The sequence below is a fragment of the Delftia sp. Lp-1 genome, from assembly GCF_020523835.1.
Classification (GTDB): domain Bacteria; phylum Pseudomonadota; class Gammaproteobacteria; order Burkholderiales; family Burkholderiaceae_C; genus Comamonas; species Comamonas acidovorans.
The window spans coordinates 302,010-314,951 of the sequence record NZ_JAJALJ010000003.1 but is presented as its reverse complement, the minus strand read 5'-3'; the positions used below and the strand labels follow the sequence as shown (position 1 = coordinate 314,951).

Here is a 12,942-nt window from a genome sequence, read left to right as displayed (position 1 = left end):
GGCTTTTTTTGAAGGGGAAGGAACCGATCAGTTCACGACCTGCTGCAGCGAACCGGCAGCGTACTTGGCGGCCATCTGCTCCAGCGTGTAGCCCTTGATCTTGGCGCCCTGGCCTTCGCAGCCGAACTCGATGTAGCGGGCCTTGCAGATCTGCTTGGCGGCTTCGCGGGCGGGCTTGAGCCATTCGCGGGCGTCGAACTTCTCGGGGTTCTCGGCCAGGAACTTGCGCACGGCGCCGGTCATCGCCAGGCGGATGTCGGTGTCGATGTTGATCTTGCGCACGCCGTGCTTGATGGCTTCCTGGATTTCCTCGACGGGCACGCCGTAGGTTTCCTTCATGGCGCCGCCGTACTGGCGGATGATTTCCAGCAGTTCCTGGGGCACGGAGGAGGAGCCGTGCATGACCAGGTGGGTGTTGGGCAGGCGCGCGTGGATTTCCTTGACGCGCTGGATGGACAGGATGTCGCCCGTGGGCTTGCGCGTGAACTTGTAGGCGCCGTGGCTGGTGCCGATGGCAATGGCCAGCGCGTCCAGCTGCGTGGCCTTGACGAACTGGGCCGCTTCCTCGGGGTCGGTCAGCAGGGCCGAGTGGTCGAGCACGCCTTCGGCGCCCACGCCGTCTTCCTCGCCGGCCATGCCGGTTTCCAGCGAACCCAGGCAGCCGAGCTCACCTTCGACGGTGGCGCCCAGCTTGTGGGCCATTTCCACGACCTTGCGGGTCACGTCCACGTTGTATTCGAAGGAGGAAGGCGTCTTGCCGTCTTCCATCAGCGAGCCGTCCATCATCACCGAGCCGAAGCCCAGGTTCAGCGCGCCCTGGCAGATGGCGGGCGAGGTGCCGTGGTCCTGGTGCATGACCAGGGGGATGTGGGGATACTGCTCGGCGGCGGCCTGGATCAGGTGCTTGATGAAGGGCTCGCCGGCGTACTTGCGGGCGCCTGCGCTGGCCTGCAGGATGACGGGCGCGCCCACTTCGTCGGCGGCCGACATCACGGCTTGCACCTGCTCCAGGTTGTTGACGTTGAAGGCGGGAAGACCGTAGCCGTTTTCGGCAGCGTGGTCCAGCAGTTCGCGCATCGAAACGAGAGGCATGTGTAGGGTCCGTATCAAGTTGATGAGAGGGGGATGCCCCTGCCGCATGGCAGCCTCCGCTACGTCATGGGTGCGCTGCGGGGCCACGGCCGGGGGATCGCGGCAGTAACCGCTTGGTAACTGGCGATTTTAACCAGCTGCCGCCAACCCTGTCCCGGGCATTCCCATGCGGTAGCAGGTCGTGAAGCCTTCGGGCGGCGCGGCCTCGCCAAAGCTTCCCTGGTGGGCGCGCAGCACGCGCGCCACGATCTCGTGGCCCAGGTGCAGGCTGTCCACGGGCGCTGCCGCGCGCTCTGCGCCATCGCGGCGGCCGTCGTCGCAGACCTGCAGCCAGACCTCGCCATCCGGCCCCTGCCCGGCCTGGACTTCGATCTGCGTGCCGTGCGGCGTGTGCTTGAGGGCGTTTTCCACCAGGTTGCGCAGCGCCAGCTCCAGCAGCACGGCATTGCCCATCACGCCCAGTGCCTCAGGCGCCTGCACGGACAGGCTGCAGTCGCGCTGCCAGGCCGCCTGCGCATGGGCGGCCCCCACCTGCCGGGCCAGCGCGGCCAGGTCCACGGGCACGGGCGGCTCGGCCAGCATGGCGCGGCCTGCGCGCGCCAGTGCCAGCAGCTGGCTGAGCACATGGCCGGCATGCAGCGCGTCCTGGCCTATCTGCGCCAGCGCCTGGCGCTGGGCCGGCGCGTCCATGGCACCGGCCGGCGCATCGCCCAGGGCCCGCGCCTGCAAGGCGATGGAGGCCAGCGGCGTGCGCAGTTCATGGGCCACTTCGTTGGCCAGGCTGCGCTCTCGCTCCAGCGCCTCCTGCTGGCGGTCCAGCAAGGTGTTGATGGAGTTCACCACGGGCATGAATTCCCGCAGCGCGTGGCGGTGCGAGACGCGCTCGGCCTGGGCCAGGTCCAGGCGCTCCACCTCGCGCGAGAGTTCGTTGAGCGGCCGCATGCCCCGGCGAATCGCCAGCCCCAGCGCCAGCGCCACCACGGGCAGCAGCCACAGGCCGGGCTCGACCATCTGGCCCGCAATGTCGTCGGCCAGTTCGTCGCGCTCCTGCAGCTCGATCATCACGCTGACCTTGCGTGCGTGGTCGCGGCTCCATTGGGTGAAGCTGCGCCAGGCCCGATGCTCGGGACCCAGGCGCAGGGTGGCAAAGCCCTGCTCGGTGTCGAAGGCGGGTTCGGGGGCATCGCCCGTGCGCGAGATCAGCCGCCCCGAGCCATCCCACAGGGCCACGCTCAGCGACTGCTGGTAGTCGTGGGCCATGAGGCCGGGGGGCTCATGCACGGGCGTGGCTGCTCCCTGGCCTACGGCGCCTGCGACTTCCAGGTTGAGCACCAGCGCAGCCACGCCGGCCAGGTGGCCGTCGGTGAGCTCGTCGGCCTCGTGCACGCCGGTCTGGTAGCCCAGTGCCACGAAGCTGGCCCAGACCACGACCAGCGCGCCCAGCATCCAGGCCATCAGATGCCAGATCAGCGAGGGGCGGCGGTTCGGCGCGGTGCTCATGTGTTCTCCACGGGCAGGAAGTAGCCCACGCCACGCATGGTGACGATGCTGGCATTGCCCAGCTTCTTGCGCAGGTGGTGGATGTGGACTTCGACGGCATTGCTTTCCACGGCCGTGCCCCAGCTGTAGAGGTGCTCTTCGATCTGCTGGCGCGAGAGTACGCGCCCGCGCGCCTGCAGCAGCACCCAGAGCACGGAGAACTCGCGCGGCGACATCTCCACCAGCTTTCCGTCGCGGCGCACGGTGCGCGCGGCCGGGTCGACCTCCAGCTCGCCATGGCGGATCACGGGTGCCGCCTGCCCGCCTGCGCGGCGCAGCATGGCGCGCAGCCGCGCCTCCAGCTCGTCGATGTCGAAGGGCTTGACCAGGTAATCATCGGCACCCAGGTCCAGCCCGGCGATGCGCTCGCGCACCTGGTCGCGCGCGGTCAGGATGAGCACGGGCGTGTTGGGGTCCGGCAGGGCCTGGCTGTCGCCACCCGGGCGGCGCGGGCCCCGCAGGCGGCGCAGGATTTCGCTGCCGTCGCCATCGGGCAGGCCCAGGTCCAGCAGCACGGCGTCGAAGCGCTCCATCTCCAGCGCATGCCAGGCCTCGGCCACGGTGGTGCAGACATCGACCGCATAGCGGCGCTGTTGCAGATTGGCCTGCAGGCCTGCGGCAATGCCCGCGTTGTCTTCGACGACCAGTATTCGCATGCGCGCATTGTGCAATGCCCGCTGCCGGCTGCGGCGCCAGACGATGGCCGCACGCCGGGGCATGCGTTAAGACGGGTTTAAGCCGCGCTTCTCATGCTGCCGGCCATGCCGACACCTGAACCCCGAGATTTCTCCGCCGCCCCCGCGCAGGGCCCCTCCTTCAAACGCACCCTGCTGTGGACCCTGGCGGCCCTGGTCGTGGTCCTGGCCTGGGATGCCAGCGCCCTGGACCTGGCCATGGCCCGCTGGTTTGGCGACGCCGATGGCTTTGCGCTGCGTTCGGACTGGTTCTTCGTGAACATCGCCCACGAAGGCGTACGCCGCTTGGCCTGGCTGGTGGTGCTGGGCCTGACGCTGTGCGTCTGGCGGCCCGTGGGCCCGCTGCGCCTGCTGCCCCATGGGCGGCGCGTGCAGCTGGTGGCGGGCATCTTGCTGTCGCTGGCCCTGATCTCGCTGCTCAAGTACACCAGCGCGACCAGCTGCCCCTGGGACCTGGCCGAGTTCGGCGGCGTGGCGCGCCACGTCTCGCACTGGTCGCTGGGCCTGGCCGATGGGGGGCCGGGCCGCTGCTTTCCCGCCGGCCATGCCTCGGCGGGCTTTGCCTTTTTGGCCGGCTATTTCGCGCTGCGCCGCCATGCACCGCGCGCAGCCTGGATCTGGCTGGCCGTCTCGCTGGCCGCAGGCCTGTCGATGGGCCTGGCCCAGCAGATGCGCGGCGCCCATTTCATGAGCCACACGCTGTGGACCGGCTGGCTGTGCTGGACGGCTGGCTGGCTCTTCGACCTGGCGGTCACGCGTGCGTTGCGCCCCCGGGACAGCGCGCCTGACTCCCTGTGGCCCGCCGCCAGCCTTCCGCCTTCCGCACCCTGATCGAGCGTTGCCATGCTGCCCCTGGACCCCGCCCTGTTCACGCTGCTGAACGCCAACGCGCAAACGCCCGCCATCTCGATCGGGGCGGCGCGCGCCATCTCCTCCTGGCTTCCCTCGCTGTGCGCCGTTCCCGTGATGGCCGGGCTGCTGCGCGGCTCGCCCGCCCTGCGCCGCACCCTGGTGCTGGCCCTGCTGTCCATGCTGGCCGCCTGGGCCGTGGCGCGGCTGATCCGCTGGGGCTTCCCGGCGCCGCGTCCTGCCCAGCTGGGCATGGGCGTGCAATGGGTGGAACACGCGCTGCGGTCCAGCTTTCCGAGCATGCATGCCACGGGCGCCTTTGCCCTGGCCCAGGCGCTGACCCTGGGCTGCACGCGCCACCGCCGCTGGGTCATGGTGTCAGCCTGGTCGCTGGCCCTGGGCATGGCCTGGAGCCGCGTGCACCTGGGCGTGCACTTCCCGTCCGATGTGGTCGGCGGTGCCATCGTGGGCATCTGCAGCGCCACCCTGGTCTGGCATGCCGCGCTGTGGCGCCGCCGTGCAGGCGGGCCGCTGCTGGCACGCCTGGGCTCAGGCACGCTCTGAAACAAAAAACCCGGGAAGGCCTGTGGGCCTGTCCCGGGTGGGTTCAATCACTGACGCGCAGCGGATGCGTGTGCATCAGTTCACACGACATATCTTGAGCATGTTGGTGCCACCGGGCTGGCCCATGGGCTCGCCGCAGGTGATGGCATAGACATCGCCGCTTTGCACGATGTTGCGCGCGCGCAGATGGCCTTCGGCCTGGTCCAGCGCGGTGTCGCGGTCGGCGCTGGTGTCCATGAGCAGGGGGCGCACGTTGCGGTACATGGCCATCTTGCGCTGCGTGGAGATCTTGGGCGTGAGCGCGTAGATGGGGATGTGGATGCGGTGGCGGCTCATCCACAGCGCGGTGGAGCCGCTGTCCGTCATGGCGACGATGGCCTTGGCACCCAGGTGGTGGGCCGTGAACAGCGCGCCGATGGCGATCGACTGGTCGATGCGCGAGAACTGGCGGCCGGTGAACTCGGCATCGCTGTCCGGGTCTTCGGCGGCTTCTGCAGCGGCGCAGATCTTGGCCATTTCCTGCACGGTCTCCAGCGGGTACTTGCCGGCGGCGGTCTCGGCGCTGAGCATGACGGCGTCCGTGCCGTCCAGCACAGCGTTGGCCACGTCGCTGACCTCGGCGCGCGTGGGCACGGGGTTGGTGATCATGCTTTCCATCATCTGCGTGGCGGTGATCACGAACTTGTCCATGTCGCGCGCCATGCGGATCATCTTCTTTTGCAGCGCGGGCACGGCTGCGTTGCCCACTTCCACAGCCAGGTCGCCACGGGCGACCATGATGCCGTCGGAGACATGCAGGATCTCTTCCAGGCGCGGAATGGCCTCGGCGCGCTCGATCTTGGCGATCAGGCCGGGCTTGTGGCCGTACTGGGCCGCAGCCACGTTGCACAGCTGGCGCGCCATCTCCATGTCTGTGGCGTTCTTGGGAAAGCTCACGGCCACGTAGTCGGCCTGGAAGCTCATGGCGGTCTTGATGTCCTCCATATCCTTGGCCGTCAGCGCCGGGGCCGTCAGGCCGCCGCCCTGCTTGTTGATGCCCTTGTTGTTGGACAGCTCGCCACCCAGCTTGACGGTGGTGTGCACCTCGTCGCCGCGCACATGGTCCACGGTGAGCACGATCAGGCCGTCGTTGAGCAGCAGCACATCGCCGGGCTTCACGTCGCGCGGCAGCTCCTTGTAGTCAAGGCCCACGCCGCCCAGGTCGCCGGGCGCTGTGCGCGATGCGTCGAGCACGAAGCGCGCGCCGGGCTCCAGCATGACCTTGCCTTCGGCGAACTTGCCGACGCGGATCTTGGGGCCCTGCAGGTCGGCCATGATGGCCACCTCGCGGCCTGCGCGCTGGGCCGCCTCGCGCACCATGGTGGCGCGGTCGATGTGGTCCTGCGCCTTGCCGTGGCTGAAATTCAGGCGCACCACGTTGACGCCTTCACGCACCATCTGTTCCAGCAGTTGCGGGTCGCTGGAAGCGGGGCCCAGGGTGGCGACGATCTTGGTGGCACGGCGGACTTGCATGGAATGTCTCTCGCTCAGGGTTTGTAATCGGGTTTCAATTCTCACACGAATGCGGTTACATGAAGGCAACATTCCGGCATGTGGCAAGGGGCTGAAAGCCAGGCCCCAGGCATCCTGCAGATCGCGCAGGCGCGGCACGCAGCGCATCGCAAAGCACCGTGGCGCCTGGCCTTTGCCGCTATGGGTTTTGATGCTGCAGCGCAGCATCGCCGGCGCAGGCACGCCGCCATGCCTGCCGCCTGTGAAAGCAGTTTTGCCCGGGACGTTCGCAATGCCTGCCGCCCGCGTGTCGAACCCGCGACAGCCTCGCGCCCCTCCTGGCGTTTGAATGCCCTGCGCGCCTTGTTCGACAAACCAACGACAGGAGACAGACATGGGACATGCTCACGACCATGGACACACGCACGACGACGCCCCGCTGATGGAGGATCTGCTCAGGAACGCCCCCAGCAACTGGGGCCGCTGGGGACCCGACGACGAGGTCGGGGCGCTGAACTTCCTCACGCCCGCCGAGGTGCTGCGCGGCGTGTCCCACATCCGCTCGGGCGAGACCTTCACGCTGCAGCGCCTGATCGGCGACCCGCGCGGCGATCCGGTCTGGCCGGGCCGCACGCCGGCCGAGCGCACCATGGTGTTTGACGAGTCCAGCTGGGACGGCCCCGATGCGCCCCGGTTCCCCGGCGGCCTGCACTATGCCGATGACAAGCTGGACGCCTTCCTGCAGGGATCGACCCAGTACGACGCGCTAGGCCATGTCTGGTACGGCGGGCGCATCTGGAATGGCTATGACGCACGCACCACCATCGGCGGGCTGGACAAAGCCAGCGTGGAGGCGCTGGGCGCGCGCGGCATCGTGGGGCGCGGCGTGCTGCTGGACATGGCGCGCCACCGCGGCAAAGTGGCGCTGGAGCGTGCCGAGACCTTCACGCACGAAGACCTGATGGCCTGCGCCAAGGCCCAGGGACACACCATAGAAAAGCACGACATCCTGATCGTGCGCACCAATTTCCTATCGGGCTTCTACGAAGACCAGGCAAGCTTCTACAACGACTTCTGCGAGCCCGGCCTGACCTACTCGCCCGAACTCGTGGACTGGTTCCATGCGATGGAGATCCCCAACCTGGTCACCGACACCATCGCCAACGAAGTCACCATGGACCCCGTGCACGGCGTGGCCCTGCCGCTGCACTGCGCGCTGATGCGCAACCTGGGCGTGACGCTGACCGAGATCTGCGACCTGGAGGCCCTGGCCGACAGCTGCGCGCGCGACGGCCGCTACACCTTTCTGTACGTGGCCGCGCCGCTGAAGATCCACCGCGCCACGGGCTCGCCCGTCAATCCCGTGGTGATCAAATGAGCGCAGCCCCATCGCACGACAGGCCCTGGCTGGGCCTTTACGCGCCGGGCCAGCCGGCCGAGATGCGGCCGCAGTTCAGCAGCATGCTCGACCTGTTCGAAGCCTCGCTGGCTGCGGCACCCGGCTGCGCCATCGTGCGCTACTTCGACGGCGGACTGAACCTGCGCGAACTCGACCATGCCGCCAGCGCGCTGGCCCATGCGCTGCAGGCGCGGGGCTTTGCGGCCGGCGACCGGCTGGCCCTCTATACGCAGAACAATCCGGCCTTCGTCATCGGCCTGGTGGCGGCCTGGAAGCTGGGCGGTATCGCCGTGCCGGTCAATCCCATGAACCGGCAGCGCGAGCTGCACTACATCCTGCAGAACGCGGGCGCCCAGGCCCTGCTGTGCCTGGACCAGCTGTACCTGGACGTGGCCCGCGAGGTGCATGCGGCCGGCGGCCTGCCGCTGGCCACCGTGGTCACCACATCGGCGCTGGACTGGCAGACGCGCGGCGATGCGCGCGTGCTCGGCGACGGTCCGCGCCTGCCCGTGGCCGATGGCACGCTGGACCTGCTTGCGCTGGTGCAGGCCGGCGGCCAGCCCGCGCCGCTGGCGCGCCGGCCCACGGCGGGCGACACGGCCGTGATCACCTACACCTCGGGCACCACGGGCCAGCCCAAGGGCGCCATGAACACGCATGGCAACCTGGCCTTCAATGCCCAGACCTACCGCGACTGGATAGGCATCACGGCGGACGACAGCGTGCTGGGCCTGGCGCCGCTGTTCCACATCACCGGCCTGGTCGGCCATGTGGCCCTGGCCCTGCTGGTGCCCTGCCCGCTGGTGCTCAGCCACCGCTTCCATCCCGAGACCATGCTCGAATCCATGCGCGAGCACCGACCCAGCTTCACCATCGGCGCCATCACCGCCTTCGTGGCGCTGATGAACCACCCGGGCGTCTCGCGCGAGGATTTCCGCAGCTTCAAGGCCTTGTACTCGGGCGGCGCGCCCATTGCGCCGGCCGTGATCCAGGCCTTCGAGCAGCTGTCGGGCCTGGTCATCCACAACGCCTTCGGCATGACCGAGACCTGCTCGCCCACGCACTTCGTGCCGCTGGGCGCGCGGGCGCCGGTGGACCCGGCATCGGGTGCGCTGTCCATCGGCGTGCCGGTCTATGGCACGGTGGTGCGCATCATCGACGACCAGCACCGCGAGGCCGCGCCGGGCGAGATCGGCGAGATCGTCTCGGCCGGCCCGCAGATCATGTCCGGCTACTGGAACCTGCCCGAAGCCACGGCCGACGCCATGTTCGAGGGCGGGCTGCGCACGGGCGACGTGGGCTTCATGGACGAGCGCGGCTGGTTCTACCTGGTGGACCGCAAGAAGGACATGATCAACGCCGCCGGCTACAAGGTCTGGCCGCGCGAGGTCGAGGACGTGCTCTACACCCACCCCGCCGTGCGCGAGGCCGCCGTCATCGGCGTGCCAGACGACTACCGGGGCGAGACCGTCAAGGCCGTGGTCTCGCTGAAAGCGGGCCGGCAGGCCGCGCCCGAGGAACTCATCGCCCATTGCAAGGCGCACATGGCCGCCTACAAGGTGCCGCGCATCGTCGAGCTGCGCGAGGAACTGCCCAAGACCGTGACCGGAAAGATTCTGCGCAGGCAGCTGCGCTGAGTTCTCTTGCATCGCTCTGCAGAATCAGACGGGGCCGCATTGACCCGGCAGGCGGCCCCTCTCTAGCATCGCCTGTTCATATCTGCGCGCCCCCCGGGTTCGCAGACAGCAGCCAGAACATCCGGTGCCCCTTGGTTTCGCATGCTCAGCCAACCCATCCACCGCTTTGCCATGCCACCAGACAATCCAACATGCTCGACCGGAGACATTTTGTTCTGAGCGCCCTCGCTTCCTCGGCGCTGACCGCCTGCGGCGGCGGCGCACCCGCCAACCGCTACCTCCAGACACCCCTGCTCGCCAGCCATGCTGGCTACGGCGCGCGCTTCACGGAACCCGACTTCGTCAACGGCTGGGGCATTGCCATTCGCCCGGCCGGCGCAGGCGGCCATTTCTGGATTGGCGGCGGTGGCACTTCCTGGCAATACCTGGGTGACGTCTCGCGCTCGTCCGAGCCAAGCCTGCGCACACTGCGCCAGGACGGCCTTCGCAAGGTGGCCGTGCCCCAGTCGGACTCCCGGATCGACGACGGCAGCGCAGGCAAGGTCACTGGCGTGGTCTACCACGGCGCGCCCCTGGAATCCCACCTGTTCCGCGTGCGCAGCCAGCCCGCAGGCGGGCGCCTGCTCGACGGCGCGGCGCGCTTTGTCTTCGTGACCGACAGCGGCAGCGTCAGCGCCTGGACCGAGCGCGACGCCGAGACGGGCGCCATCGTGCGCGTGGACGGCCCAGCCGTCGAGGTCTTCGATGGCACGGGCCGGGGCATGGCCTTCTTCGGCGCGGCCCTGCATACGGGCCGCTGGGACCGTCTGTGGCTGGCCGATTTCGGCGACCAGCCTCAGATCCGCACACTGGACGCGCAATGGCAGCTCACCCCCACCCAGGGCTTCATCAACCCTTTCGCCAGCGGCCCTGCCGGCGTTGCCAGACCTGGCGATCCCGTGCCGTTCAACATCCAGGTTGTCAACGACGGCTCAAGAGACCGCGTCTTCGTGCTCTACGCCATGAGCCAGCCCGACCCCGAGGACGCCAGCGCCTTCTTCGTGGGTGAGGAAGATGCCATGGATGCAGAGCGCGAGGCCGCAACCGGCAACCGCCCCGCGCGCGGCAAGCTGGCCGAGTTCGATCTGGACGGCCGCCTGCAGCGGATCTATTCAGACGATGGCAGGCTCAACGCGCCCTGGGGCGTGGCCATCGCACCGCACGACTTCGGGCCGCTATCGGGCCGGTTGCTGGTGGGCAACTTCGGCGGCGCGGGCCGCATCTGCGCCTTCGACCTGGACAGCGGCAGCTACGTGGACGAACTGCGCGATGGCCAGGATCGCCCGGTCGCCATACCCGGCCTGTGGGCGCTGCAGTTCGGCAACGGCGTGGCCCTGGGCGACAGCAATGCCCTGTACTTCGCGGCCGGCCCCAAGGATGAGACCGAAGGCTTGTTCGGCTCGCTGAGGTTTGGTTAGATTCACACCAGCCCGTGCGAGAGCAGATAGGTGATCGCATGGGCCACCATGGCCGCCTCCAGGCCATAGCGCCAGAACAGGAAGCCGCCCACGGCGCCGTTGACGATTTCGAACAGCAGCAGCTGCAGCACCAGCGCGTCCGACAGGCCGCCCCAGGTACCCCAGGCCAGCGCCAGCTGCAGCAAGCCCCAGAGCAGGGCCGACAGCATCACCGACCACCAGCCCAGCATCCAGCCCGGGCGGCGGTCGGTGCGCCCGCTCAGCCGCCACAGCAGCCACATCACCAGCGTCATGCCGCCCAGGCGCATCACCAGCTCGGCCGTGATGCCCGCGTACAGGATCTTGGCGCCCAGCGGCATGGCGTAGACGGGGTCGATCAGGGTCAGGTCGTCGGGCCACGCCAGGGCCAGGGTCACCAGCCAGGCCGCGCCGACCACGCCGCCGGCCAGCCCTGGCAACGTGAGGTAGCGCACGGCGCGCTGGGGCGAACGCCCGGCCACCCAGGTGGTCAACAGCGGTGCGGACAGGCCCAGCCTTGGCCCCAGCCACACCCCGACGCCCACGGGCAGGGCCAGCAGCGCGGCCATCACGCCAATGCCGGCCAGAGGCGTGGCCAGCGGCTCCACGGGCAGGCCCAGCAGGCGCATCCAGTCGGGCAGCACGAACCAGGCCATGGCCGCCACGCCGGGCAGGCCCAGCAGCCAGAGCACCGTGAAGATGCGCCAGCTCAGCCGTGGCAGCGCGGGCGGGACATAGGCCGATGGGGCGGGCATGAAGGTGGACACGGGGCCGGTGGTGGGCAGGCTGGCGTTGTCAGTCACGCATCAAGGCTTCTATCTCGTCGGGCTCCACGGGCACGCCGCGCGTGATCAGCTCGCAGCCCGTCTCGGTGACGATGGCATCGTCCTCGATGCGGATGCCGATGTTGTGGAACTGCTCGGGCACGCCGGCCGCAGGGCGCACGTAGATGCCCGGCTCGATGGTGGTGCACATTCCCGGGCGCAGGATGCGGCTGGGGCGGTTGGTGATGGTCTCGCCCGACAGCGGGTCCTTGCGCTCGTGCGACTGGCCCAGCTCCGAGGGCTCCACATAGCTGCCGCAGTCGTGCACGTCCATGCCCAGCCAGTGGCCCGTGCGGTGCATGTAGAACTGGAAGAAGGCGCGCTGCTCGATCACGTCCTGGGCGTTGCCATAGACCTTTCTGTCCAGCAGGCCCAGGTCCAGCATGCCCTGCGCCAGCACGGCCACGGTGGCGTCGTGCGGATCGTTGAAACGCGCACCGGCGCGCGTGGCCGCCACGGCGGCCTTCTGGCTTTCCAGCACCAGCTCGTAGAGCGCGCGCTGCGGGCCGGTGAAGCGGCCATCGGCGGGGAAGGTGCGCGTGATGTCGCTGGCGTAGCCGTCGAGCTCGCAGCCCGCGTCGATCAGCACAAGCTCGCCCGCGTGCACGGGCGCCTTGTCGGCTTGGTAGTGCAGCACGCAGGCGTTGGCGCCGGCCGCCACGATGGAGCCGTAGGCCACGTACTGCGAGCCCTGCTGGCGGAATTCATGCAGCAGTTCGGCGTCCAGGTGGTATTCGCGCACCTCCTGGCCTGCGCGCAGCATGCGTGCCGAGCGCTGCATGGCGCGGATATGGGCCTGGGCGCTGATGGCGGCGGCGCGGCGCATGATGTCCTGCTCATGCGCGTCCTTGACCAGGCGCATCTCGTCCAGCAGCGTGCACAGGTCGCCCTGCTCGGCCGGGCACAGCGCGCCGAAGCGCACGCGCGCGCGCACCTGGCCCAGCCAGCCTTCCACGCGCACGGCCAGGCCTTCATGCGTGGCGAACGGATACCAGAGGCGGCCCCGGTTCTCCAGCAGGCGGGGCAGGCGCGTATCGATCTCGGCGCTGGAGAACGCCTGGCTCACGCCCAGCGTGGCCACGGCGGCCTCGGGGCCCAGGCGGATGCCGTCCCAGATTTCGCGCTCCAGGTCCTTGGGCTGGCAGAACAGCACGCTGGTGCCGTCGGCGGCCAGCACCAGGCAGGCATTGGGCTCGGCAAAGCCGGTCAGGTAGTAGAAGTAGCTGTCGTGGCGGTACAGGTAGCCGGTGTCCCGGTTGCGCTGGCGCTCGGGAGCGGTGGGAATGATGGCGATGCCGCCAGCGCCCAACTGGGCGGCCAAGCGTGCGCGGCGTTGAGCGTAAACAGATGTCATACAGCTATCGTACTGCCGTCCGG

11 protein-coding genes are annotated in these 12,942 nt (G+C 69.0%); 5 read left to right on the top strand and 6 right to left on the bottom strand.

Annotated features, from left to right (window positions below; translation table 11 throughout):
• Nucleotides 1-27: 27 nt before the first annotated feature.
• From fba to LGR64_RS22415, 3 genes are all read right to left on the bottom strand, one after another.
• A complete protein-coding gene (gene fba / locus LGR64_RS22425) occupies nt 28-1,092 on the bottom strand; it encodes a class II fructose-bisphosphate aldolase (RefSeq protein ID WP_013804528.1) in 1,065 nt (354 codons plus the stop codon).
• Between the two features lie 129 nt (nt 1,093-1,221).
• Nucleotides 1,222-2,592 carry a sensor histidine kinase gene (locus LGR64_RS22420; RefSeq protein ID WP_141830780.1) on the bottom strand — a complete coding sequence of 457 codons (1,371 nt, stop codon included), beginning with the start codon at nt 2,590-2,592 and terminating at the stop codon, nt 1,222-1,224.
• Nucleotides 2,589-3,287 carry a response regulator transcription factor gene (locus LGR64_RS22415; protein ID WP_013804530.1) on the bottom strand — a complete coding sequence of 233 codons (699 nt, stop codon included), beginning with the start codon at nt 3,285-3,287 and terminating at the stop codon, nt 2,589-2,591. The genes LGR64_RS22420 and LGR64_RS22415 overlap by 4 nt, the downstream gene beginning before the upstream one ends.
• 93 nt (nt 3,288-3,380) lie before the next feature.
• On the opposite strand from LGR64_RS22415, the gene LGR64_RS22410 reads away from it, so the two are divergent.
• The gene (locus tag LGR64_RS22410; RefSeq protein ID WP_141830782.1) at nt 3,381-4,157 is read left to right on the top strand and encodes a phosphatase PAP2 family protein; all 777 of its coding nucleotides are present in this window, start codon (nt 3,381-3,383) and stop codon (nt 4,155-4,157) included.
• Nucleotides 4,158-4,169: 12 nt separating this feature from the next.
• A complete protein-coding gene (locus LGR64_RS22405; protein ID WP_141830784.1) occupies nt 4,170-4,739 on the top strand; it encodes a phosphatase PAP2 family protein in 570 nt (189 codons plus the stop codon).
• Between the two features lie 75 nt (nt 4,740-4,814).
• Here the strand turns inward: LGR64_RS22405 and pyk are convergent, their stop codons facing one another.
• Nucleotides 4,815-6,251 (bottom strand): pyruvate kinase, encoded by a 1,437-nt coding sequence (gene pyk, locus LGR64_RS22400; RefSeq protein WP_012202862.1) that lies wholly within the window; start codon nt 6,249-6,251, stop codon nt 4,815-4,817.
• 373 nt (nt 6,252-6,624) lie between these two features.
• Here pyk and LGR64_RS22395 point away from each other — a divergent pair, with 373 nt between their 5' ends.
• The 3 genes from LGR64_RS22395 (at nt 6,625) to LGR64_RS22385 (ending at nt 10,723) form a co-directional block, all read left to right on the top strand.
• Entirely contained in the window at nt 6,625-7,608 is a 984-nt protein-coding gene (locus LGR64_RS22395; RefSeq protein WP_051940496.1) for a cyclase family protein, read from the top strand.
• On the top strand, nt 7,605-9,266 hold the full coding sequence (locus tag LGR64_RS22390) for an AMP-binding protein (protein WP_141830786.1): 1,662 nt from the start codon (nt 7,605-7,607) through the stop codon (nt 9,264-9,266). Before LGR64_RS22395 ends, LGR64_RS22390 begins: the two co-directional genes overlap by 4 nt.
• Nucleotides 9,267-9,457: 191 nt before the next feature.
• Entirely contained in the window at nt 9,458-10,723 is a 1,266-nt protein-coding gene (locus LGR64_RS22385; protein WP_230357031.1) for a TIGR03118 family protein, read from the top strand.
• 2 nt (nt 10,724-10,725) lie between these two features.
• Here the strand turns inward: LGR64_RS22385 and LGR64_RS22380 are convergent, their stop codons facing one another.
• Nucleotides 10,726-11,544: an abortive infection protein gene (locus LGR64_RS22380; RefSeq protein ID WP_230357030.1), complete on the bottom strand. Its 819-nt coding sequence runs from the start codon at nt 11,542-11,544 to the stop codon at nt 10,726-10,728.
• Complete coding sequence (locus LGR64_RS22375) at nt 11,537-12,919, bottom strand: aminopeptidase P N-terminal domain-containing protein (RefSeq protein WP_043825414.1); 1,383 nt, start codon at nt 12,917-12,919, stop codon at nt 11,537-11,539. Before LGR64_RS22375 ends, LGR64_RS22380 begins: the two co-directional genes overlap by 8 nt.
• Nucleotides 12,920-12,942: the final 23 nt, after the last annotated feature.

Bases quoted from the DNA above. Each gene is read 5' to 3' on its own strand.
- fba (WP_013804528.1), bottom strand. From the start codon at position 1,092: ATGCCTCTCGTTTCGATGCGCGAACTGCTGGACCACGCTGCCGAAAAC.
- LGR64_RS22420 (WP_141830780.1), bottom strand. From the start codon at position 2,592: ATGAGCACCGCGCCGAACCGCCGCCCCTCGCTGATCTGGCATCTGATG.
- LGR64_RS22415 (WP_013804530.1), bottom strand. From the start codon at position 3,287: ATGCGAATACTGGTCGTCGAAGACAACGCGGGCATTGCCGCAGGCCTG.
- LGR64_RS22410 (WP_141830782.1), top strand. From the start codon at position 3,381: ATGCTGCCGGCCATGCCGACACCTGAACCCCGAGATTTCTCCGCCGCC.
- LGR64_RS22405 (WP_141830784.1), top strand. From the start codon at position 4,170: ATGCTGCCCCTGGACCCCGCCCTGTTCACGCTGCTGAACGCCAACGCG.
- pyk (WP_012202862.1), bottom strand. From the start codon at position 6,251: ATGCAAGTCCGCCGTGCCACCAAGATCGTCGCCACCCTGGGCCCCGCT.
- LGR64_RS22395 (WP_051940496.1), top strand. From the start codon at position 6,625: ATGGGACATGCTCACGACCATGGACACACGCACGACGACGCCCCGCTG.
- LGR64_RS22390 (WP_141830786.1), top strand. From the start codon at position 7,605: ATGAGCGCAGCCCCATCGCACGACAGGCCCTGGCTGGGCCTTTACGCG.
- LGR64_RS22385 (WP_230357031.1), top strand. From the start codon at position 9,458: ATGCTCGACCGGAGACATTTTGTTCTGAGCGCCCTCGCTTCCTCGGCG.
- LGR64_RS22375 (WP_043825414.1), bottom strand. From the start codon at position 12,919: ATGACATCTGTTTACGCTCAACGCCGCGCACGCTTGGCCGCCCAGTTG.